This window comes from Lacinutrix undariae (assembly GCF_052934785.1).
The window spans coordinates 486,514-509,279 of sequence record NZ_CM128809.1; the positions used below are offsets into that span (position 1 = coordinate 486,514).

Consider the following 22,766-nt stretch of genomic DNA (forward strand, 5'->3'; position numbering starts at 1 on the left):
CACAATATTATCTTAATGCGAAAAATCCTTTTACTTTCCGACACTCATAGCCATATTGATGCTACCATTTTAAAACATGTAAAACAAGCCGACGAGGTTTGGCATGCTGGTGATATTGGTGACTTGGCAGTTACCGATGCTATAAAAGCACTAAAACCTTTACGTGCCGTTTATGGAAATATTGACGACTCAAAAGCGCGTGTAGAATTCCCAGAACATAACCGCTTTATGTGTGAAGGTGTTGATGTTTGGATGACACATATTGGTGGATATCCAAACCGTTACAACCCAAGAGTGAAACCTGAAATTTATAATAATCCACCACGATTATTTATCTGCGGACATTCACATATCCTGAAAGTAATGCCCGATAAAAAACTAAATTTAATTCATATGAATCCTGGAGCCATTGGCACACATGGTTTTCATAATGTACGTACCATGTTACGCTTTACTATTGACGACACTAAAATTGACAATTTAGAGGTTATTGAGTTGAAACGGTAGGTTAAAATTTTAGGTCTGAAAAGAAATCAGATAAATTAACATCAAAATACTTACAAATTTCAAAAAGTGTATTTACCGTAATATTTGTTTTTCCTTGCTCTATACGGGCTAAATGTATACCTGTATCAAAATAGAAATTTTCTAACGTTACACCTCTACTCGCTCTCAAACGCTTGATTTTTTGAGCAATAGAAATATTAAGATGTTCATTTGTAGATTGTGCCATTAGTTTGGCTAATCTCAGCAATGTGTTTTAAAAAATTAATGACACATTTGTCATTAATTGAAATATTTTTATATCTTCAACTTATCAATAGTTATTATTTAAGCTTAAAGAATCAATTTAATGTCCTTCCAACTTATGGAAATTAAAAAACCATGAGATTTATTAAAAAAATTTTATTATTTTCATTATTAATTACAATTTTTTCTTGTTCAAATGAGAATGAAAACATTACGGAGAGCCAAAATTTAGAAGTGATTAAAACACAATTCAATTTAAACTCAACAAACAATTTAAGAACTACAAAAAGTTTAGATATAGGTCTAGAAGCCACTTTTGATTTAGAAAAAGAAACCTTAATTGGTTTTGTTGCTTCTGAAGATTTATTAAAAACTTTAAAAATGTCTCAACTAGAATTAGAAACTCATTTAAAAAACGAAATGGGTGACCTTTACTATTTAAACGACCCAGCCTTTGCAAATGATGTAGAAGAAGATGAAAAAAAGCATAATCATGCTGCATGTATACAAGGCTGTATTACAAAATACACAGATGAGAATGGTGAAAAAATAAAAGGAAGAGGAGCTTGTAAAGCTAACTGTTGGGTAAGTACTGCCGTCGATGTAATAAAAGCTGCTGCTACTATAATATCAGCAGTAGCCTAGTACTAAATAACTATGAAATAACAAGGGCTTACTCATTATTGTAAGCCCTTAATATCAAACACTATGAAAAAAATAATACCAATACTTTTAATAGGGCTATGCCTCTACTCTTGCCAAACTTTATTGCTGAAAATTATTAGCAAAAAAAGCATTACAAAACAGGTTAAGGTTTTAGAGAGAAAGGCCGATAATAGAACAATTGTTTTTATGCCAATGGTACATGTTGGTAAAAAAGAATATTTTGAAAGCGCTAAACCTATTATAGATTCATTAAGAGCATTAAACTATAAAATATATTATGAAAGCATTGTTATAACCGATAGTATAACCAAGGAAGAAACCATACTATATGAAAAAAAAGTAAGAAAAATAATGGGATTTAGTTTTGATAATGAAGAAGATACCGAAAATTCATACGGAAAACCTAAAAAGTATATTACACAAGATTATAACATGATGGGACTAAACCGAAATGATAAAATATTAGATTTAGGAATGAATGGAATAATAGATAGTATTGAAAAAAATAATGGCGTTATAAAATTAAGTGACTGCGATATTAACACACCTTTAAAAGCAGAATATAAATGTGAAGATACATTAGGTAGTTTAAGCTACGCGTTTACAAACACCTATAGAAACTTATACATTATAGACCAGGTATTAAAAGATGAAAATGAAAAAATTGTACTCATTTATGGTAAAAGTCACTGGTATTCTATTTACCCTAATTTAATAAAAAATGATTTTAAACTCATAAAAGGGAAAATATAAAAATGTACATAATAAAAAAACCCAGAGTCTTCACCCTGGGTTCACGCACTAAAATAATTAAGATAATAGGTTTATCGTAATCTATCTACAGATTTTACAAGATCTTCATCCTTTTTTATGGCTTTATTGGCTAAAACCAAGAATACGATAGAAAAAATAGGGAGAAGAATCCCAATACCTTTCTCAGAAACATTTGCTTCTCCAGATATATTTAGCGATTGATACACGAATAATCCTAATAAAATAAAGTTTAATATGATGTTAAGTCGCCCCAAAACAAATTGTGACTTCCTATTGTTATACCTAAATATTGAAACTAACGACAATACTGCCGATGCTATAAACAAGCCTAAATATAGCTTATCATCTTGAGCATAAAATGGAAGACCTTCATTTGTAGTCCATAAATGAAATACAAAAATTAACCCTGCCGAAATACCAGCCGATAATAATAAGTATATAGTTTGAATGCGTTGTAGCATATAATCTATTTTAAGATTTAAAGCACAAACTTAACAGTTTCTTTTGAAAAAGATGTATATTTTTTTAAATAAAATTTGTATTATTGCAATAACGAATTGTACTTCCAAGAGTTTCAGTTTATTAAATCTTCCGATTAATTTCAGTTTTTCCCATTTATTTCAATATTAGAAAAGTCTAGAAACTAATCATTTTCAGTTTATATAATTAATCAGTATACATAATGTTCGAAATTTCCGAATTAAAAGCAAAAAAACTTCCTGAGTTACAGGAAATTGCACAAAAATTAAACGTCCCAAAATATCGTACGCTAAAAAAACTAGATCTTGTGTATCAAATACTTGATCTTCAGGCTGCAAACCCTGATGTTGTAAAAAAAGAAGTTGTTAATATTGAAAAAGCAGCAACTACTACAGAAGCAAAACCTGCCGAAAAACAACAAGCGAAACCAAAACCAAGACAAAAAAGAGAACGTGTACAAAAAGCACCAACTCCTAATAAAACTATAGAGCCACAGAAAACGGAAGTTTCAGAAGTGAAAACTGTAAAACCAGAAACAACTTCTACTCCAACTCCTGCTCAAAAACCTAATAAGCCTCAAAAAACAGAGGTAAAAAGGGTTAACGAAAACAAACCAAATCCACGTCCAAAAGACAACGATAAGAAACCTAATCCGCGTCAAAAGGCAAACGATAACAAACAAAACAATCGTAAAAACGATAACAAACCTAATCCACGCCAAAAAGACGGAAACTCTAACGGAAACAAAGACAACCGTAACCGTTACCGTGAACCAGATTTTGAGTTTGATGCCATCATAGAAAGTGAAGGTGTTTTAGACGTTATGCAAGACGGATATGGGTTTTTAAGATCTTCAGATTATAATTACCTAAGTTCCCCAGATGATATTTATGTATCACAATCACAAATCCGTTTATTTGGATTAAAGGTAGGAGATACCGTATTAGGACAAGTACGCCCACCAAAAGAAGGTGAAAAATATTTCCCTTTAATAAAAGTGAGCAGAATTAATGGTCAAAGCCCAAGTGCGGTAAGAGATCGTGTTGCTTTTGAGCATTTAACACCATTATTCCCACAAGAAAAATTCAATATTGCAGGTCGCCAAAGTACAATTTCAACACGTATTATGGATTTATTTGCACCAATTGGAAAAGGACAGCGTGGTATGATTGTATCACAACCAAAAACGGGTAAAACCATGTTACTTAAAGATGTTGCCAATGCAATTGCAGCCAACCATCCAGAAGTATACCAAATGATTTTACTTATTGATGAACGTCCGGAAGAGGTTACAGACATGCAACGTAACGTACAAGGAGAAGTTATCGCTTCAACCTTTGATAAAGAAGCTCACGAACACGTAAAAATTGCCAACATTGTACTTGAAAAAGCAAAACGTTTGGTGGAATGTGGTCATGATGTAGTCATTCTTTTAGATTCAATTACACGTTTAGCAAGAGCATATAACTCGGTACAACCCGCGTCAGGAAAAATACTTTCTGGAGGTGTTGATGCCAATGCACTACACAAACCAAAACGTTTCTTTGGTGCTGCTCGTAATATTGAAAACGGTGGATCTTTAACAATCATCGCTACAGCATTAACCGAAACAGGATCTAAAATGGACGAAGTTATCTTTGAAGAATTTAAAGGAACCGGTAACATGGAGCTTCAATTAGATCGTAAAATATCTAACCGTCGTATTTTCCCAGCTATCGATCTTACATCTTCAAGCACACGTCGTGATGATATCTTACTAGATGCCGTTACTATCCAACGTATGTGGGTAATGCGTAAATATCTTGCTGATATGAATCCTGTAGAAGCTATGGAATTTATCAACGAACGTTTTAAACAAACCAAAAACAACGAAGAATTTTTAATCTCTATGAACGGATAAAAAATTATTCACCACCATATATAAAGCCTTAATGTAAAAGTTAAGGCTTTTTTTATACCTTTTTTGAGGGCGTTACCACAAGGGTCGCGCTTTACGTTACTAGTTTTGGTGGGCTATCGCTACACCAAAAGCTAACCACTACAATCACTAACGCAAACCAAGAAACCCTAATAAATATAAAAACGCCTTCATATAATGTTATGTGAAGGCGTTTTTTTATAATTTATAAACTCTACAAGCGCAGTGTTTAATGTAAAAGTTAATTTAGTACTTTAAAAAAAGTTCTTTGTATTCTCTTAAGTCAGCAATATTACCTGCATTATTAAGGTTTTTAGTTAAAGCAATTAAATACTTTAAGCTCTCTACTGGCGTATCCATATCATTTACTACAACTTCTTCAGCAGCTAGCTCTACATCTCCTTCAACAGCTTCTTCATCCTCATCAATAGGTTCATCATTAAGAACAGGAATAAGGAATGTGTTATTTTCCTCTATGTGCTCATAAGTAAATCGTAATACTTTTACGGCTAACGGTACTTTTTCTTCCGCAGCGTAAGCTCTTAATTCCTTAATATCGTCGATTAATACATCTTTGTTAATTCCTGTTTTATCAAGATCATTAAGAATCTTATCAACTAATTTATTTGCTTTTTGATTTTCCAACTGAGATAATATTATGTGGTTAATAAACTTATTCTATTTGCAAATTTATATTTTTAAATTCCTTTTAGCACTATAAGAGTCTTAAAATAATGCAAAAAAAAAAGCGTCTCTAAAAAGAGAAGCTTTAATATCTTAGACTTTAAACATAAATTTAAAGAGAAGTTACATATTTTGTTAAACCAGATTTTAAATTACCTGCTTTATTAGCATGTATAACATTTATCTTTGCCAATTTATCAATCATAGAACATACAGAAGGTAAAAGAGCCTGAGCTTCTTTTGCTTCAACTGTTTCACGTAATTTCTTAATCGCGTTACGAGTTGTTTTGTGATGGTAACGGTTAGATAAGCGTTTAGCTTCGTTACTTCTTATTCTTTTTAATGCAGATTTATGATTTGCCATTTTTTTTATTTTCTTTAAAGAATTGTAGCCCGTAGGGGAATCGAACCCCTCTTACATGGATGAAAACCATGCGTCCTAGCCGATAGACGAACGGGCCATTTACTTTTATAGCAAATTGAAAAACACTTTATAGTTTTAAGTTGAGATATAAAAAAAGCCTTCTCATTAAGAAAAGGCTTTTTTATATTGTTTTCTTAATACTATAATGTAGCAACATGCTTAGTTAAACCTGACTTTAAATTAGCAGCTTTATTAGCGTGTATCACGTTAATTTTAGCTAACTTATCAATCATAGAACAAACTGAAGGTAAAAGTGCTTGAGCATCTTTTGCTTCAACCGTATCACGTAATTTCTTAATCGCGTTACGAGTTGTTTTATGGTGGTAACGGTTAGACAAACGTTTTGCTTCGTTACTTCTTATTCTTTTTAATGCTGACTTGTGATTTGCCATTGTTTTATTTTTCTTATTAAAAAATTGTAGCCCGTAGGGGAATCGAACCCCTCTTACATGGATGAAAACCATGCGTCCTAGCCGATAGACGAACGGGCCATTTGCTTTATTGAGAATGCAAATATAAAAATATTTTTTTAATCTGCAACAGTCTTCAAATGAACTTGCAATACTTATACTGTGATTGCGGGTGCAAATATAGACATCTTTTCCGTTATAGCAACAATTTTTTTAAAGTTTTTATATTTTTTTTAATATGCCTTTGCAAAAAGGACTCTTCCTACTGATGGTTTCCCTGTGTATACGCAGTTTCCAGGCGTTTTTTCAGTATCTAAAGGAATACAACGAATCGTTGCTTTTGTCTCTTCTTTTATCTTTTGTTCGGTTTCTGCGGTACCGTCCCAATGTGCAGAAATAAATCCTGTTTTAGTTTCTAAAACTTTTTTAAATTCTTCATAGGTTTCTACTTCGGTAGTATGCGTATCTCTATAAGTTAAGGCCTTATTATATAAAGTGTCTTGTATTACAGTCATTAAACCGGTTACAGTTTCTACTAAAGCATCTAGAGCAACAGTTTCTTTTGTTAGTGTATCTCTACGTGCTAACTCTACGGTTTGATTTTCTAAATCTTTTGGTCCAATAGCAACACGTAACGGCACACCTTGTAATTCGTGTTGTGCAAATTTAGCTCCTGGACGTTGTGTGGTGCGATCATCAAATTTACAGCTTACTCCTAAAGCTCTTAATTCTTTAATTTTAGTATTTACAACTTCAGAAATAGCTTCAAATTGCTCGTCTGTCTTGTATATAGGAACAAAAACAACTTGTATTGGTGCTAAGTTAGGTGGTAATACTAATCCTTTATCATCACTATGTGTCATGATTAAGGCGCCCATTAATCGTGTTGAAACACCCCATGATGTTGCCCAAACTAAATCTTGCTTCCCTTCATTATTAGTAAACTTCACATCAAATGCTTCAGCAAAATTTTGTCCTAAAAAGTGAGAAGTTCCTGCTTGTAAAGCTTTCCCATCTTGCATTAATGCTTCAATACAATAGGTTTCAACAGCACCTGCAAAACGTTCGCTTTCAGTTTTCACACCTTGTACTACAGGAATAGCCATAAAGTTTTCGGCAAAATCAGCATATACTTGATTCATTTGTTCTGCTTCAGCTATAGCTTCATTTTTTGTTGCATGGGCTGTGTGACCTTCTTGCCATAAAAATTCAGCTGTACGTAAAAATAAACGTGTACGCATTTCCCAACGTACAACATTAGCCCATTGGTTAATTAATATAGGAAGATCTCTATAAGATTGGATCCAACCTTTATAGGTATTCCAAATAATAGCTTCACTCGTTGGACGTACCACAAGTTCTTCTTCTAATTTAGCATCAGGATCAACACGTAGCTTTCCTGGATTATCTGGATCATTTTGTAATCTGTAATGTGTTACAACTGCACATTCTTTAGCAAAACCTTCGGCATTTTTCTCTTCAGCTTCAAACAAGCTTTTAGGGACAAATAAAGGAAAGTATGCGTTTTGATGGCCTGTTTCTTTAAACATGCGATCTAATTCTGCTTGCATTTTTTCCCAAATAGCATAGCCGTATGGTTTTATAACCATGCACCCTCTAACGGCTGAATTTTCAGCTAGGTCTGCTTTAACGACCAATTCGTTATACCATTTTGAGTAGTCTTCTGCTCTACTTGTAAGATTTTTGCTCATTGTCAGTCTTTTGGCACAAAAATTGTGCATATGTTAAATATAAAAATAGTTCAACAAAACTAACTATTTTTGCAATGTTCAACAATAAAATTATATACTTATGCAATTTAAATATTACTTACAATCAAAATTGCCATTTTATGTTGCACTAAGCTTTGCTTTTGTTTTAGCTTCTTGTGGTTCGTATCAGTACGCTGGTTACAATAATGATGGTATCTATAGTTCGGAATCTGTAACTTATGAAGATGAGCCATACGTTGAAGCCGAAGCTGCAGTTTCAAACAATGATTATTACAAAAATTATTTTGGAGAAAAATCTCAACAATATGGTGATATCCCTGAAGAGGATGTTATTTTTACTGATATAGATTCTTATTCTGCAGATTATGATGATACTTATTATGAGGATGATTATAATAGTGGTTATGCGGGTTGGGGTGATAATTCAGATAATGTTACTGTAAATATCTACTCAAATAATGGGTACAACAATTTTGGATACAACTCTTGGAACACTCCTTACTACACTTATGGTTGGTACAGACCTTATCGTAACAATTTTTGGAATTGGAATATGGGATGGAACAACTATTATGGTTACAACTCATGGAATTCTCCTTTTTATGGATATGGATACAACAATTACTATCCTCATTATAATGGTTACGCTTATAGTAACGGTTATAGAGGTAGAAACAGAAGCTATAATGCTAGCCGTAGAGGAAGTTTAGTTGGTAATAATAGTAATGGCAGAATTAATTCACAAAGATCAGGTTATAATAATGCAACAAGACGTAATAGTTCTAGCACTTTGAGACGTAGCAATAGTAGATCTACTATTAGACCTAGAACTACAACAATAAGAAGAAGTAATTCCACAATAAGAAATACAAATACAACGCCTAGAACTAACAGAACTACAACAAGAAGAAGTTCAACAAGAAGTTCAAACGCGAGATCAACTAACACATCTACACGAAGAAGTTCTAGTAATATTAACAGCTCATCTAGCTCAAGCAGAAGTTCAGGAACATCGTCATCTCGAGGAAGTTCTAGTTCGCGCTCATCTGGAAGAAGAGGAAACTAAAAAACAGCTATAACGCTAATAATTAAAAGAATATGAAAAAGTTAACTTTACTATTCATAGGTGTCATATCTATGTCTAATGTTATGGCTCAAAATGTATCTGATGCTGTAAGATACTCACAAGATGAAATACAAGGAAGTGCAAGATTTAGAGGGATGAGTGGTGCTTTTGGAGCTTTAGGTGGCGATTTATCGGCAGTTAGTATTAATCCAGCAGGTTCTGCAATATTTAATAACAGTTATGCATCTTTTACGATTTCTAGTTTAAATACTAAAAATGATACGCGTTATTTTAATGGAAAAAATTCATCTACAAATTCTGATTTCGATTTAAATCAAGCTGGTGCAGCATTTGTTTTTAATAATACAGATGATAGTTCTATTTGGAATAAATTTGTATTAAGTGTTGCTTATGATAAAGCAGCCAACTACGATAATAAATGGACTTCAAACGGAACAAGCACAACGTCTATTGATAGTTATTTTTTAAATCAAGCACAAGGTTTACGTTTAGATGAAATTTCGGCATTTCCTGGAGAAAGCTATTCTTCAGCTTATTCTGAAATTGGATCAGCATATGGCTACAGAAATCAACAAGCCTTTTTAGGTTATGAGTCTTATATTTTACAACCTTTAGATGATACAGATGCAAACTCAACGTATTCATCTAACATTGCTCCTGGTACTTTTTATCAACGTTACCGTTACGCAGCAACTGGTTATAATGGAAAAGTAAGTTTTAATATCGCGACTCAGATTAAGGATAAAGTTTCTGTAGGTTTAAATTTAAACTCTCACTTTATCAATTATGAAAAAATTTCATTCTTAAATGAGCAGAATTCAAATGCTGGATCTTTAGTAAATGAAGTTGGTTTTGAAAATACATTATATACTACTGGTGGAGGATTTTCTTTTCAAGTAGGAACTATTGCAAAAGTAACCGAAGCTTTTAGAGTTGGTCTTACATATAACTCTCCAACTTGGTACACTATTAATGATGAAACTACACAATACATTGCAACTTTAAGAGGTACAGGAAACACACCACAAGTTGTAAACCCTAATATAGTTAATGTGTTTTCTGAATACAAACTAAAAACTCCAGGTAAAATCACAGGAAGTTTAGCATACATATTTGGAGAACGTGGATTATTGAGTTTTGATTATTCTAGAAAAGACTACTCTAGTACAAAATTTAAACCAACATCAGATCCTGATTTTTCTTTTCAAAACAGTCTTATCAATACCAACTTAACAACAGCATCAACATACAAAATTGGTGGTGAATACCGTTATAAACAATTAAGTTTTAGAGGTGGTTATCGCTTAGAAGAAAGTCCATATGAGGATACGTCAAGTTACGGTGATTTAAATGGCTACTCATTAGGTTTAGGTTATAACTTTGGAAACACAAAATTAGATCTTGCTTTTGATCAGTCAAACAGAGACGTTGATTACCAATTATACGATAATGGGTTAACAAACTCAGCAAGTATAGATAGTAAATTTACTAATGTTACATTATCATTAGCATTCAATTTATAATATTTTACTACTTATAACAAAACCCCTTTGAAGACAATTCAAAGGGGTTTTTGTTTTTTATATGTCATATTTTTTATCCAATATTATCCTCTATTATATGTAAGAGATAAAATTATCAATGACTTGAGAATATATCAACACTCAATTAAAGCTTCTAAAAAAAAACAAGACATGTTTTTCCATCCTTAGAATAAAAAACGATTATACACGTCTATAAAACATCTTATATTAAATATAACCCATCGTACTTACAGCACAAATTTCATCTCTTATCAAATAACTAAAAACAAGTCTTCTTCCCTCCTACTACTTACTACTTACTGTTTACTGTTTACTAAAAGGCAAAAAAAAGCCGAAGTATAAAACTTCGGCTTTTAATTATTTATTAATTACTCATTTATCTTTTCAAAGTAAAATGGGCTTTAAACTCTTTTCTTGCGCCAGTATTTGGCTCGTTATACTCTACTACAAACCAGTAATCGCTTGTTGGCATTGGGTTTCCATTGTAATTTCCATCCCAACCATCTCCCGATGGACTAATCTGTTTTACCAGTTTTCCATATCTGTCAAATATATAAATTTTTGCGCTTGGTTGGTCAGCAAATCCAATTATGTTCCATGTATCGTGATATCCATCACCATTTGGCGTGAAATATACTGGATAATCTAATACCGTAACTGTGATATCTGTAGTTCCACATCCGTTCATATCGCGAGCAGTAACTACATGATCTCCTGAACTTACGTCTTCAAAAACACCACTTAATTGCCATGGTCCGTTATCTAAACTGTATTCATATTCTCCTGCGCCACTTGCGATAGCTTCTACAATATGATTTTCTGAAAAAGCATCGGTTAATACATCTGCAACTATTGTTGGTGGTGCACTTTCTATAACTTCTGTCGTATCGGTACGTTCACACATGGTTACTGTTGATGTGGTTACATCGGTTACCGTTACACTATAAGTTCCGCCTTCTGTTGGAATATAGTTTGGTGAGGTTGCTCCTGCTATTTCAACACTATTTAAGTACCATACAAATGTATATTCCGGACTTGTTAAGCCTGTTTCTAAAATTGGGGTATCAATAACTTCACTTCCGTTTGAACTTACACATAATACATAACTCGCATCTAAATCAAATACAGGTTGCGGATTTACATCTAATGTTAATTCGGCTACAGCATAACAGATAGAATCTGGTGTCGTATCATTATCTACACGTCCGTAAATAACTTGTGGGTTAATGACGTTTTCGTATAAGGTTGGTAATGGATTTATCCCTAATTCTGCTTCTGCTTCGGTAGCATAATAACTTACCGTATAATCTACATCACTTTGCCCGTCTAATAAGAAGTCGTTTTGAGTGGTTAAATCAAACTGAACCGTATCATTTGTAGCATCAGCATCTGTTTCCATATTGTCATCACACAATTCATATACAATTGCTATACCGTCGCTATTTGCTTCTGCTGCTTCTTGTACTTCTAAATTAAAGCTTTCTGTACTTACTGAACATCCTGTAATAGTATTGGTTATTGCTACAAATACTTGTTGTGTATTAGTGGTATTTGTATAAGGACTTACTAAAGCGTTCATTAAATCATCCGCATCTAATTGTGTTGCGTGATAAGTAACTGTAAACAGTGTTGCGTCTTGTCCGTTTAAAACTTCTGCATCTTTTGTTGTTAAGTCAAATCCTGCAAAACCATCGGTATTATCTTCACAGAAAATATAATCTGTAATAGCTACAGCATCTGGTAATGGGTGTACAATAATATTAAAATTCACTAAGGTGAAACATCCAGTAATATCATTAGTCACTCTTACGTAAACTGTTTGCGTTGGACTATCAATATTCTCGTAAGCCGTTGGTGTTGCAATAGCATTTGCTCCTGCTTCTGCATCAGCTTCACTTTCATAATAACTTGGTGTTACTCCTGTTTCTCCGTTTAAAATATACACTTCGTTTAGTGTTAAATCAAAAGCTTCAACGCCATCTCCTGGATTAGTATCATCACATAATTCTAAATCTGATGGATCTAAACTTGGTGTAGGATTTGGTAACACACGTATGGTTAACGTGGTCATATCTGTACATCCAGTATCAGTATCGGTAACAACCGCATAAAGTGTTTGTGGATTTGCTGCTGCTCCGCCTACAGATGTGTTAGTATACGCTGTTGCATCTACCGCATTTGTTCCTGAGTCTGCATCGGCTTGTGTTTCATAATAACTTACACTCCAACTTGCTTCGCCTCCTGTAATTTCATTGTCTTTTACCGTTAAATCAAATACAGTAACTTCATCTGCAATGGCATCATCACAAAGTGCTAATCGTGTTGGCTGAATTGCTACTGGTGGTAACTCTACTCTAATTTCAAGCTCTCCTGTAGTAACACAACCGTTGGCTACACTTTCTAATCTTACATATAAGGTTTGTGGGTTAATTTGATTAGTATAGCTTGTTGTATTTACAATTGGATTTGTTCCGTCTTCTGCATTTACTTGTGATAAGTGATAGGTTAAAGTGAACAATGTTGCATCTTGTGTACCTAAAATCTCTGCATCTTTTGTGGTTAAATCAAATTGTGAAATTCCATTACTATCAGTGTCACAAATCACATAGTCTTCAATAGCTGTTGGTACAACTGGTGAAGGCAATACATTTAAGGTTAATTCTACAACAGCATAACATCCTGTGATTGTATTTTCCGCTCTAGCGAAAACGATTTGAGTATTTGCTACGATATTTTCATACGGACTTGTTAATGCATTTTGAGCATTATCTGCATCAGCTTGTGTTTCGTGATAAGTAATAGCGATATCCAATTCGCCATTAATAATTTCTACGGTACGTGTTTCTAAATCAAAACTTGCAAAACCATCGTTATCTGGATCACATTCTTCTATAGGTTCTGGATTAGCTTCTGGTGATGGTACAGGATTTACACGTAAGTTTAAAGTAATCGTGTTATAACATCCTGTCACATTATTTTCTGCTCTTACATAAACTGTTTGAGGATTAACCGTGTTGGTATATGGTCCTGTAATTTCACCTGTTCCGGCATCGGCATCGGCTTGAGTTTCGTAGTAGCTTAGCCCTATTCCCGTTTGACCGTTTAAAATCTCATCGTTGGCATCTTCTAATGTAAACTCCTCTTGCTCATCGCCTAAAGTCACATAATCACATAATTCTAATGGTGAAGGTTGTACTAAGACTGGTAAGGCATTTACAATTAACTCTAAAGTTGTCACTTTATAACACCCATTAACATCATCATCAACACGTACCCATAACGTTTGGTTAAATGGTGTGGTGTTTGTGTAAGCTGCTGGTGTTAAAATTGCATTTGTCCCTGATTCTGCATTCGCTTCTACTTCGTAATAAGTTACGGTATATAACGTTGGGTCTGCAAGAGGACTTAAAATCTCTGCATCTTTTGAGCTTAAGTTAAATTGCGCTAATCCGTCTGCTGAAATATCATCACAAACTTCTAAGGCTGTTGGTCCTACTCCTAATTGTGGGGTTGGATTTACAATTAACTCTAAAGTTACAATCGTTGCACAGTCTGTTGCTATTGTTGCACTTTCTACTCTTGCGTAAACCGTTTGAGAGTTGGCTACAATATTATTATATGGACTTGCTAATGGATTGACATCATTATCTGCATCTGCCATGGTTTCGTGGTAGCTTACCGTTAAACCAGCAACACCGCCTGTGATTTCGTTGTCTGAATCTGTAAGTGTAAACACCCCAAATCCATCACTATCTGGATCACAATATTCTAATGCTGTTGGGTCATTTGCTACTGGAGCTTGCTCTACAACTAAAGTTAAGGTTGTTGTGGCGTAACATCCAGTGTTGATATCTTGAACTCTTACAAAAACAATTTCGCCATCTGTTCCTGTATACGGTATAGTTAAAGCTCCTGTTGCTGCATCAGCATCGGCTTGAGAGGTGTAATAACTCATTGAATAATTTGGGTTATTTCCACTAATCTCATTGTTTTTCAACGTTAAATCAATATCGGTTATACCATCTGGTACATTATCATCACAAACCTCTAATGGTGTTGGCACGACATAAGTTGGTAAGGGATTAACATCTAGGTTAAAACTTCCTACTTCAATACATCCTGTATTTGTGTTTTCTAATTGTACATAGATCGTTTGCGGGTTACTTGTATTGGTATATAAACCAATTAAAGCATTGGTTCCTGCTTCAGCATCTGCTTCTGTTTCATAGTAGCTCACGCCAATATTAACTTGTCCGTTAATAATTTCGATGTCTTTTGAACTTAAATCGAATTGCTCTACCTCATCACCTGGATTATCATAATCACATAATTCAAAAGCGGTGATGGTTGGCACTGTTGGTAATGGGTTAACTAATAAAATTAACTCCACCGTATCATAACATCCTGAGGCATCATTTTCTAATCTTCCAAAAACCGTTTGTGATCCTGGATTAATATTATCATAAGGACTGGCTAATGGGTTAACTGCATTTTCTGCATCAGATTGAGTCTCGTAGAAACTTACAGTCATTCCTGTTTGTCCTCCTAAAATCTCTGAAGATTTAAGTGTTAAATCAAAAGTTGAAAATCCGTCGTTATCATCATCACAAACTTCTAATGCCGTTGGTGTTATCGCTACTGGATTTACACTAACTTCTAAGTCTAATGTAGTCGTGTTATAACAACCGGTTGTCGTGTTTTCTAATCTTACAAAAACAGTTTCTGTAGTGATTGTGGTATTTGTATAAGGTTCGGTTAACGCATTTGTTGCGTCTTCAGCATCTGTTAATGTTGGATAATAACTTACTGTGAGTCCGGTTTGTCCGTTTAAAATCTCAGTATTTTTATCGCTTAGCATAAATGCTGCAAATCCATCGGTATCATCATCACATACAAATAATGTGGTTGGCACAATAACCGTTGGAGCTTCGTTTACAATAATATCAAACGTGGTATAACCGTAACATTCTGGATATAAAGGATCTTCAACACGCACATGAATAGTTTGTGGGTTGATGATATTACTATACGCTGATGGATTAGGTATCGCATTTGATGGGTTTTCTGCATCGGATTGGGCGATATAATAAGTAATATTATAAAGCGTAGCATCTTGTGTGCCTAAAATTGTAGACTCTTGTGAGGTAAGATCGAAAACTTCTATAGTATCATTACTAGGATCATCACATAATACTTGATCATCTATTGGGTTAGCAATAGCTCTTGTATTTACTATTAACTCAAAAACTGCAGTAGGTGAAGCAATATAACAGGCTGAATCTCCGGCGCTTTCTACACGTACAAAAATTGGTTGTGGGTTAGCGGTATTTGTATAAGGACTCGGTAATGCATCCGTTCCTGAATCAGCATCTGCAAAACTAGTATAATAACTAACATTGAAATCTGCTGCGGGTTGAGCGCCTAAAATCCCTAAGTCTTGACTCTCTAAATCAAATTCTTCAAAACCATCGTTACTGTCGTCATCACAAGTGATGAGATTTAAAACAGGGTTGATTATTGGTTGCCCAGAAACATTAAGTGTAAATGGTAATACTACATAACATCCTGATGCTAAATATTCAACTCTTATATAAATAACTTGACCATCTGTTCCTGAGTAAGAACTAGGATTCGTTATAGCGGCAACATTTGCATCTGCATCTGATAAGCTTTCATGATAAGTTACATTTAAATCTGCAGCATTTGTTGCACTTGCAAGTACGACTGGAGTGTTAGATGTTAAATCAAAAATATAAGGAGGTGTACCTGTATCACAAATAAATAAATCATTTGGAGCTTCAGTAATTAATTCAGGTAAAACTTCAATACAAACTTCTTGCTCGTATTCACAATCAAAATCATCAACAACAGTATAAGTATAACAGTGTATTCCAGCTGTTGTAGGTGCTACAGTTATTGTATTTCCTGTTGTTCCTGTAATAGAAGCGCTAGCTTCCCAAGCTTCAGAAACAATTACAGGCGTAAAAGATAATTCTGGAGGTTGTATTGTAGGATCAAAATCTAATCCCCATGAGAATATAAAACCGTTATCAGCACCAAGATGATCAACTACCTCAATACACCAATCTCCATTAAGAGGACTTCCTATTAATGAAGTAAAAGATTCTTCTGGCAAATAAGTTCCTGGACGCTTTGAATCATTAGGAGGATTAGACCCAGCTGTAATTTCTGGTCCATCCACTAATAATTCTGTTCCTGTCATTGAAAAACAATAATCAGCACCAATACCTGGTGTATTTGAACCATCATCATTTGCGCCTCCTAAATAAGTACCTCCTCCTCCAGGATAAGATTTTAAGTTAGCAATTTGCCCGTTAGGACTAATAATATTAATTTCTAAATCTCCTAAATATGAATGTTCAAGGTTTAAACAAATACTTTCTAATTGACTTACATCTGTTAATGTTTGAGCAGAATCAAAACAATCTACAGTAATACAAGTTGTATATACTGCTCCTGACCCATCTGGTAAAAATGTTGTTCCACTTACAGGTGGTGTACAATCATTAATAAAAGGTACAGCTTCAACAACACCTTCAATAGTTGTAGATTCTCCAAAACAAATTACACTTTCAGCTGCCTGAGTTCCTATAAAATCAGGATCGGTAGATACTTGAATAATTTGATTAATTAAATTTGTATTTCCACAACCATCAGGATTGATAGATGTGTTTGAATCCTTAATATTAAGATTTACAACATACACCCCAGGAGTGGTATAAGAAAACGTAGCCGTTTGTCCGGCAGCAGTATTTCCATCACCTAAATCCCATTCGTAAGTTGCACCTACACCATCAAACTCAAAATTCCCACTACCTGTAAGGGTAATATCTTCTCCTTGACACACTCTTATGTATCCATCGCCATTTGGAGCTGGTGATGCAGAGTCTAATTGAGATGTAATAGTTTGACAAGGTGTTAAGCACGAAATATTAGCTGCCCAACCTGTAGTTGTTGCTGTAGCATCTGAAACAAATTCAAAAGTTATACAACCTGAAGTATTATCTGGTGTTGCACCTACAAAACCGGGGTTATTAGTCCCATCAAAAGTTCCAAAAGCAGGAGATGCAGTACTATCTCCATTGTAAATGGTTAGAACATCTGCTCCTAATTGTGTATTAAATGCCGTAAAGTCTAATTGAATTAATTGCCCTGGATTTTCAGGACAGATTGTAAATACTAAAGTTTCGTTACTAGAATAATTCCCTCCAGTACCTCCTGAATCATAAAATGTTCCAGAACACTGAGTAACTGTTCCATTTTGCATTATAGCATCTTGAGCTTGCGCTACAAGAGCGTATATAAAGAAAAATACAAATATTGCTTTTTTCATAATTAAAAGATATAAGTTTATTGTTCGTGTTGAGATTTAATTAAAATAAAATAGTTGGTATTATCAACTCTATACATTTTGCCTTCAAGACCATTTACATTAAAAAGATATTTTAAAGGGTTAAATGTTTGTGCATTAAATACCATATCGCGCTTTAAGTTTTTCACATAGTAATCAAACAAAGGCACTTGTGATAAAAGTGGTGCTTTTTTTTGATCTCTTTCGTTAGGAACATCCATAATAACGACTCTGTTTCTAAGTAAGTTTTTAATATCCTTAACTCGTTGTGGCCTATTAAAAACGTATGCATTTGCTTTCTCTCCATAAACTTCTTTTATAAAATTAGTTTCTAAAATTGTTAAAGGAGCATTTACATTAGCATCATATTTAACCAAAGGGATATTTTGCTTTAATGAGTTTGACTGAGAAAAAGTAATATTGCTACTTAAAGCACATATTACCAAGACCATTAGGCTGTGAAATTTTATTTTCATTGTTAAGTTAGTTTTATAAAGACGTGAAATTTAAGTAAATTTTAGTAAAAATGATGTTAATATGTTAATGAAATTAATACTTTGTTGATATAATTATATAACAGTTTAAATATAAAAATCCCTACCTAGTGTTAGGATTTTTTTAATTTCTTATCTTTGCCACCTGTTTAATAAGAAGCTTATTTTAATTTTGAAATGAAAATAGAAAAAGATATAGAACAAATAGAATCTATAGGAGACAACCATATAGGATCTTCAGAAGATACTCCAATGCGTGAAGACGCGTTTAATCTTGGAGATGATGAAAAAATAGACATCATTAAAGATGATGTTTTTCATATCATGGAAACATTAGGACTTGATCTTACCGATGATAGTCTTAAAGGCACACCAATGCGGGTTGCTAAAATGTTTGTAAAAGAAATTTTTGGAGGATTAAACCCCGACAAAAAACCAAAAGCATCAACTTTTGATAACAAATATAAGTATGGAGAAATGCTTGTAGAAAAAAACATCACTGTTTACTCTACCTGCGAGCACCACTTATTACCTATCGTTGGACGCGCGCACGTAGCATATATTGCTAACGGATCGGTGGTTGGATTATCTAAAATGAATAGAATTGTAGATTTTTACGCCAAAAGACCACAAGTACAAGAACGTCTTACCATACAAATTGTAAAAGAATTACAACGTGTGTTAAATACAGACGATGTGGCTTGTATTATTGACGCTAAACACCTTTGTGTAAATTCTAGAGGGATTAGAGATATTGAAAGCAGTACAGTAACTGCCGAATTTGGAGGGAAATTTAAAGAACAAGATACCCGTAAAGAATTTTTAGAATATATTAAATTAGAAACAAAATTCTAATTAAACGTCAACCTACAACAATATAACATATGCAGCTTTACAACCAACATACCATTAAAATATACAATTCTTTATCTGGACAAAAAGAAACATTTAATCCCATAACCAAAGGCTATATTGGCATGTACGTTTGCGGACCAACAGTGTATAGCAATGTTCATTTAGGAAATGTAAGAACATTTATGTCTTTTGATATGGTGTTTAGATATTTTAAACATCTTGGTTATAAAGTACGCTATGTAAGAAATATTACAGATGCTGGTCATTTAGAAAATGATGCAGACGAAGGTGAAGATAAAATTACAAAAAAGGCACGTTTAGAAGCTATTGAACCTATGGAAGTAGTGCAACGCTACACGGTAGATTTTCATAATATCCTTAACACGTTTAATTTCTTACCGCCAAGTATTGAACCAACCGCAACCGGACATATTATTGAGCAGATTGAATTAATCAAAACAATAATTGACAACGGTTTTGCTTACCAAATAAATGGCTCTGTATATTTTGACGTTCATAAATTTAATGAAACAAAAAATTACGGAATTTTAAGCAAGCGTAAACTTGAAGATTTAATTCATAATACGCGTGCTTTAGATGGGCAAAGCGACAAGAAAAACCCTCAAGATTTTGCCCTTTGGAAAAAAGCCGAACCTCAACACATTATGAGATGGCCTTCTCCTTGGAGTGATGGTTTCCCAGGTTGGCATTTAGAATGTACAGCAATGAGCACAAAATATCTAGGTGATAATTTTGATATTCATGGTGGTGGAATGGATTTAAAATTTCCACATCACGAATGTGAAATCGCACAAAGTGAAGCTTCAAAAGGAGTAGCACCGGTTAATTACTGGATGCACGCCAACATGCTTGAACTTAATGGGCAACGTATGTCTAAATCTACAGGAAACACTGTAAACCCAGACGAATTACTTTCAGGAAATAACGAATTTTTCAGTAAAGCATTTTCACCTAGTGTGATTCGATTTTTTATTGCACAATCTTCTTATCGTAGCGTTTTAGACCTTACAGACGATGGATTATTAGCTAGCGAAAAAGGTTTTTTCCGTTTAATGGATGCTATCAATGCGCTTGAAGATTTAAAAACAAGTAAAACTTCTACTTTTGATGTTTTAGCATGGAAACAGAAATGTTACGACGCTATGAACGACGATTTTAATTCACCTATATTAATAGCTCATTTATTTGAAGCTGCTAAATTAGTAAATCAAATAAAAGAAGGAAATGCATCGTTAACAGCAGAAGACTTAGCTATTTTAAAACAAACCATTCATAATTTCACTTTTGATGTTTTAGGATTGGTAAACGTTACTAAAGCTGATACTGGAACTGAGAAACTAGCAGGAGCTGTAGATTTATTAATTCAATTAAGACAAGAAGCAAGAGCGAATAAAGACTTTGCAATGTCTGATAAAATTAGAGATGAATTAGCCGCTGCCGGAATTCAACTTAACGACGGAAAAGAAGGCACAACATTTAGCACCAATTAAAACACATTAAATAATGCACTAGCATTATGAAAAAAATAGTCATTGCACCATTTTTATTTTTAATAAAAATATACCAAACTTTAATATCTCCCTTTACTCCAGCAACATGTAGGTTTCAACCTACGTGTTCACATTACACAAAGGAAGCCTTAGAAGTTCATGGTTTATTAAAAGGTGGAAAACTAGCAGTGATAAGGATTTTTAGTTGTCATCCATGGGGAAAATCAGGATTTGATCCCGTTCCTAAAAAGGATGACAACTAAATATTTTAAAATATCTCAAAAGGTTTTATAATTTCAAAAAACCTTAACATCTACTCTATTTCAAAATACTATCTTTACGCTTGAAAAATTAAAACTATGCACGCTTTATATATTGTTTGGGATCCTTCAAAAGGATTAGACTTAGGTTTTTACATGTTACACTATTATAGTTTAATGTGGATTGTTGCTTTTATCGCAGGATTTAACATCATGAAACGCATTTACAAAAACGAAGGTCAGAGTAACGAGTCGCTAGATTCTTTATTTATATATTCGGTATTAGGAATTATGCTTGGTGCGCGTTTAGGCCATGTTATTTTTTATCAACCAGAACTTTTTAAAGAAGATTTTTTCAGCATCTTTTTACCTTTCAGTTTTAAAAACGGTTTTGAATTTACCGGTTTTCAAGGGTTAGCAAGTCATGGTGCCGCAATTGCCATGATTATTTCAATGTATTTATACAACAAAAAAGTACTTCACAAAACTGTACTTTGGATTTTAGATAGAGTGGTTGTTCCTGTAGCATTTGGAGCTGTATTTGTAAGAATAGGAAATTTTATTAATTCTGAAATCATAGGAAAACCTACTGGTTCAGATTTTGGAATCGTTTTTAAACAACTTCCTAGAGATATGCAAATGCCAAGACATCCGGCGCAATTATATGAAGCAATATGTTATGTATTTGTATTTTTAATTCTATTTTATTTCTATTGGAAAACTAAAAAAAGCGAGCAAGAAGGCTTTTTATTCGGGTTATTTTTAGTGCTATTATGGTCTGTAAGATTCTTTGTAGAATTTGTAAAAGAAGCACAAGTAGACGACAGAGCAACTTGGGCTTTAAATACCGGACAATGGTTAAGTATCCCATTTGTACTTTTAGGTCTTTACTTTATGTTTGTATACAAACCTAAAACAAAACTTGCCTAATGCAATTAAAAGCGCTCACTGTATTTTCGGTTATCAGTTTAGGAATGCTTTCTATATTGAATATTTCTTGTAAAGAGGAACAAAAAACAGTAAAGCCTATTGTAATTTCATTTGAAAAAGAAGGCGAATTAACCTTACGAAAAGCAAATTCAGATAGCTTAATCACAAGTCTGGATATTGAAATTGCCGATGATGATTATCAAACGCAAACAGGGTTAATGTACAGAGATCACATGGATAAGAAACAGGGAATGTTATTTATTTTCCCTGATGAAAGACCGCGTAGTTTCTACATGAAAAACACACGAATTCCGCTAGATATTATTTACATTAACACCAATAAAAAAGTGGTTAGCATTCAAAAAAATGCCAGACCTTTTAACGAAACGTCTTTACCTTCTGAAGGTCCTACTAAGTATGTTTTAGAAATTAATGGTGGTTTAGCTGACACTTGGAATATTGAAACTGGAGATACTGTAGATTTTTCAATATTGAAATGATCTTCTTGAACGATATTTAGTGACTTATTAACAATCCATAAGGTTTTATTCTGAAGTTAACGACGTCTCGACTCAGTTGAACCTAACATTTCACTGAATTTAATGCTCATATTATATTAAAATAGTCTTCTTGAACGAAATTCAGTGACTTATTAACAATCCATAAGGTTTTATTCTGAAGTTAACGACGTCTCGACTCAGTTGAACCTAACATTTCACTGAATTTGATGTTCATATTATATTAAAATAGTCTTCTTGAACGAAATTCAGTGACTTATTAACAATCCATAAGGTTTTATTCTGAAGTTAACGACGTCTCGACTCAGTTGAACCTAACATTTCACTGAATTTAATGCTCATATTATATTAAAATA

At 33.5% G+C, this 22,766-nt stretch carries 19 protein-coding genes and 2 tRNA genes; 11 read left to right on the forward strand and 10 right to left on the reverse strand.

Annotation, left to right across the window (positions count from 1 at the left end; genetic code table 11):
• Positions 1–15 precede the first annotated feature (15 nt).
• The gene (locus ACU4C5_RS02345) at positions 16–507 is read left to right on the forward strand and encodes a metallophosphoesterase family protein (protein ID WP_446845445.1); all 492 of its coding nucleotides are present in this window, start codon (positions 16–18) and stop codon (positions 505–507) included.
• Between the two features lies 1 nt (position 508).
• Here the strand turns inward: ACU4C5_RS02345 and ACU4C5_RS02350 are convergent, their stop codons facing one another.
• Positions 509–733 carry a helix-turn-helix domain-containing protein gene (locus ACU4C5_RS02350; protein WP_446845446.1) on the reverse strand — a complete coding sequence of 75 codons (225 nt, stop codon included), beginning with the start codon at positions 731–733 and terminating at the stop codon, positions 509–511.
• Positions 734–885: 152 nt separating this feature from the next.
• Between ACU4C5_RS02350 and ACU4C5_RS02355 the strand changes: the two genes are divergently transcribed.
• Both ACU4C5_RS02355 and ACU4C5_RS02360 read left to right on the forward strand, forming a co-directional pair.
• A complete protein-coding gene (locus tag ACU4C5_RS02355) occupies positions 886–1,395 on the forward strand; it encodes a hypothetical protein (RefSeq protein WP_446845447.1) in 510 nt (169 codons plus the stop codon).
• 63 nt (positions 1,396–1,458) lie between these two features.
• The gene (locus ACU4C5_RS02360; RefSeq protein WP_446845448.1) at positions 1,459–2,169 is read left to right on the forward strand and encodes a hypothetical protein; all 711 of its coding nucleotides are present in this window, start codon (positions 1,459–1,461) and stop codon (positions 2,167–2,169) included.
• 71 nt (positions 2,170–2,240) lie between these two features.
• On the opposite strand, the gene ACU4C5_RS02365 is transcribed toward ACU4C5_RS02360, so the two are convergent.
• Positions 2,241–2,651: a DUF4293 domain-containing protein gene (locus tag ACU4C5_RS02365; protein WP_446845449.1), complete on the reverse strand. Its 411-nt coding sequence runs from the start codon at positions 2,649–2,651 to the stop codon at positions 2,241–2,243.
• A 221-nt stretch (positions 2,652–2,872) separates the two neighbouring features.
• Between ACU4C5_RS02365 and rho the strand changes: the two genes are divergently transcribed.
• A complete protein-coding gene (gene rho / locus ACU4C5_RS02370; protein WP_446845450.1) occupies positions 2,873–4,570 on the forward strand; it encodes a transcription termination factor Rho in 1,698 nt (565 codons plus the stop codon).
• Positions 4,571–4,834: 264 nt separating this feature from the next.
• On the opposite strand, the gene ACU4C5_RS02375 is transcribed toward rho, so the two are convergent.
• The 6 genes from ACU4C5_RS02375 to proS all read right to left on the reverse strand — a co-directional run bounded on the left by ACU4C5_RS02375 (position 4,835) and on the right by proS (position 7,818).
• The gene (locus ACU4C5_RS02375) at positions 4,835–5,233 is read right to left on the reverse strand and encodes a hypothetical protein (RefSeq protein ID WP_446845451.1); all 399 of its coding nucleotides are present in this window, start codon (positions 5,231–5,233) and stop codon (positions 4,835–4,837) included.
• A gap of 151 nt (positions 5,234–5,384) precedes the next feature.
• Entirely contained in the window at positions 5,385–5,636 is a 252-nt protein-coding gene (gene rpsT, locus ACU4C5_RS02380) for a 30S ribosomal protein S20 (protein ID WP_446845452.1), read from the reverse strand.
• A gap of 25 nt (positions 5,637–5,661) precedes the next feature.
• Positions 5,662–5,733 (reverse strand) — tRNA-Glu (locus ACU4C5_RS02385).
• A gap of 103 nt (positions 5,734–5,836) precedes the next feature.
• On the reverse strand, positions 5,837–6,088 hold the full coding sequence (gene rpsT / locus ACU4C5_RS02390; RefSeq protein WP_446845453.1) for a 30S ribosomal protein S20: 252 nt from the start codon (positions 6,086–6,088) through the stop codon (positions 5,837–5,839).
• A gap of 27 nt (positions 6,089–6,115) precedes the next feature.
• Positions 6,116–6,187, reverse strand: a tRNA-Glu gene (locus ACU4C5_RS02395).
• 152 nt (positions 6,188–6,339) lie between these two features.
• Positions 6,340–7,818 (reverse strand): proline--tRNA ligase, encoded by a 1,479-nt coding sequence (gene proS / locus ACU4C5_RS02400; RefSeq protein WP_446845454.1) that lies wholly within the window; start codon positions 7,816–7,818, stop codon positions 6,340–6,342.
• A 100-nt stretch (positions 7,819–7,918) separates the two neighbouring features.
• Between proS and ACU4C5_RS02405 the strand changes: the two genes are divergently transcribed.
• Both ACU4C5_RS02405 and ACU4C5_RS02410 read left to right on the forward strand, forming a co-directional pair.
• Positions 7,919–8,905: a hypothetical protein gene (locus tag ACU4C5_RS02405; RefSeq protein ID WP_446845456.1), complete on the forward strand. Its 987-nt coding sequence runs from the start codon at positions 7,919–7,921 to the stop codon at positions 8,903–8,905.
• A gap of 32 nt (positions 8,906–8,937) precedes the next feature.
• Positions 8,938–10,449, forward strand: a complete 1,512-nt coding sequence (locus tag ACU4C5_RS02410) for an OmpP1/FadL family transporter (RefSeq protein WP_446845457.1) — start codon at positions 8,938–8,940, stop codon at positions 10,447–10,449.
• A gap of 397 nt (positions 10,450–10,846) precedes the next feature.
• Here ACU4C5_RS02410 and ACU4C5_RS02415 read toward each other — a convergent pair whose 3' ends face one another.
• Both ACU4C5_RS02415 and ACU4C5_RS02420 read right to left on the reverse strand, forming a co-directional pair.
• Complete coding sequence (locus tag ACU4C5_RS02415; RefSeq protein WP_446845458.1) at positions 10,847–17,824, reverse strand: FIDD domain-containing protein; 6,978 nt, start codon at positions 17,822–17,824, stop codon at positions 10,847–10,849.
• Between the two features lie 17 nt (positions 17,825–17,841).
• A complete protein-coding gene (locus ACU4C5_RS02420; protein WP_446845459.1) occupies positions 17,842–18,318 on the reverse strand; it encodes a hypothetical protein in 477 nt (158 codons plus the stop codon).
• A 195-nt stretch (positions 18,319–18,513) separates the two neighbouring features.
• On the opposite strand from ACU4C5_RS02420, the gene folE reads away from it, so the two are divergent.
• The 5 genes from folE to ACU4C5_RS02445 all read left to right on the forward strand — a co-directional run bounded on the left by folE (position 18,514) and on the right by ACU4C5_RS02445 (position 22,392).
• The gene (gene folE, locus ACU4C5_RS02425; RefSeq protein ID WP_446845460.1) at positions 18,514–19,191 is read left to right on the forward strand and encodes a GTP cyclohydrolase I FolE; all 678 of its coding nucleotides are present in this window, start codon (positions 18,514–18,516) and stop codon (positions 19,189–19,191) included.
• A 29-nt stretch (positions 19,192–19,220) separates the two neighbouring features.
• Positions 19,221–20,702, forward strand: coding sequence for a cysteine--tRNA ligase (gene cysS, locus ACU4C5_RS02430; protein WP_446845461.1), 1,482 nt, complete (start codon positions 19,221–19,223; stop codon positions 20,700–20,702).
• Between the two features lie 26 nt (positions 20,703–20,728).
• On the forward strand, positions 20,729–20,965 hold the full coding sequence (gene yidD, locus ACU4C5_RS02435) for a membrane protein insertion efficiency factor YidD (RefSeq protein WP_446845463.1): 237 nt from the start codon (positions 20,729–20,731) through the stop codon (positions 20,963–20,965).
• A 96-nt stretch (positions 20,966–21,061) separates the two neighbouring features.
• A complete protein-coding gene (gene lgt, locus ACU4C5_RS02440; protein WP_446845464.1) occupies positions 21,062–21,892 on the forward strand; it encodes a prolipoprotein diacylglyceryl transferase in 831 nt (276 codons plus the stop codon).
• Entirely contained in the window at positions 21,892–22,392 is a 501-nt protein-coding gene (locus ACU4C5_RS02445; protein WP_446845465.1) for a DUF192 domain-containing protein, read from the forward strand. Before lgt ends, ACU4C5_RS02445 begins: the two co-directional genes overlap by 1 nt.
• The last annotated feature ends 374 nt before the right edge of the window (positions 22,393–22,766 follow it).

Coding starts and splice junctions, on each gene's coding strand:
- rpsT (WP_446845453.1), bottom strand. CDS start 6,088: ATGGCAAATCACAAGTCAGCATTAAAAAGAATAAGAAGTAACGAAGCA.
- ACU4C5_RS02345 (WP_446845445.1), top strand. CDS start 16: ATGCGAAAAATCCTTTTACTTTCCGACACTCATAGCCATATTGATGCT.
- lgt (WP_446845464.1), top strand. CDS start 21,062: ATGCACGCTTTATATATTGTTTGGGATCCTTCAAAAGGATTAGACTTA.
- ACU4C5_RS02405 (WP_446845456.1), top strand. CDS start 7,919: ATGCAATTTAAATATTACTTACAATCAAAATTGCCATTTTATGTTGCA.
- rpsT (WP_446845452.1), bottom strand. CDS start 5,636: ATGGCAAATCATAAATCTGCATTAAAAAGAATAAGAAGTAACGAAGCT.
- ACU4C5_RS02365 (WP_446845449.1), bottom strand. CDS start 2,651: ATGCTACAACGCATTCAAACTATATACTTATTATTATCGGCTGGTATT.
- cysS (WP_446845461.1), top strand. CDS start 19,221: ATGCAGCTTTACAACCAACATACCATTAAAATATACAATTCTTTATCT.
- ACU4C5_RS02420 (WP_446845459.1), bottom strand. CDS start 18,318: ATGAAAATAAAATTTCACAGCCTAATGGTCTTGGTAATATGTGCTTTA.
- yidD (WP_446845463.1), top strand. CDS start 20,729: ATGAAAAAAATAGTCATTGCACCATTTTTATTTTTAATAAAAATATAC.
- ACU4C5_RS02360 (WP_446845448.1), top strand. CDS start 1,459: ATGAAAAAAATAATACCAATACTTTTAATAGGGCTATGCCTCTACTCT.
- folE (WP_446845460.1), top strand. CDS start 18,514: ATGAAAATAGAAAAAGATATAGAACAAATAGAATCTATAGGAGACAAC.
- ACU4C5_RS02350 (WP_446845446.1), bottom strand. CDS start 733: ATGGCACAATCTACAAATGAACATCTTAATATTTCTATTGCTCAAAAA.
- ACU4C5_RS02445 (WP_446845465.1), top strand. CDS start 21,892: ATGCAATTAAAAGCGCTCACTGTATTTTCGGTTATCAGTTTAGGAATG.
- rho (WP_446845450.1), top strand. CDS start 2,873: ATGTTCGAAATTTCCGAATTAAAAGCAAAAAAACTTCCTGAGTTACAG.
- proS (WP_446845454.1), bottom strand. CDS start 7,818: ATGAGCAAAAATCTTACAAGTAGAGCAGAAGACTACTCAAAATGGTAT.
- ACU4C5_RS02415 (WP_446845458.1), bottom strand. CDS start 17,824: ATGAAAAAAGCAATATTTGTATTTTTCTTTATATACGCTCTTGTAGCG.
- ACU4C5_RS02410 (WP_446845457.1), top strand. CDS start 8,938: ATGAAAAAGTTAACTTTACTATTCATAGGTGTCATATCTATGTCTAAT.
- ACU4C5_RS02355 (WP_446845447.1), top strand. CDS start 886: ATGAGATTTATTAAAAAAATTTTATTATTTTCATTATTAATTACAATT.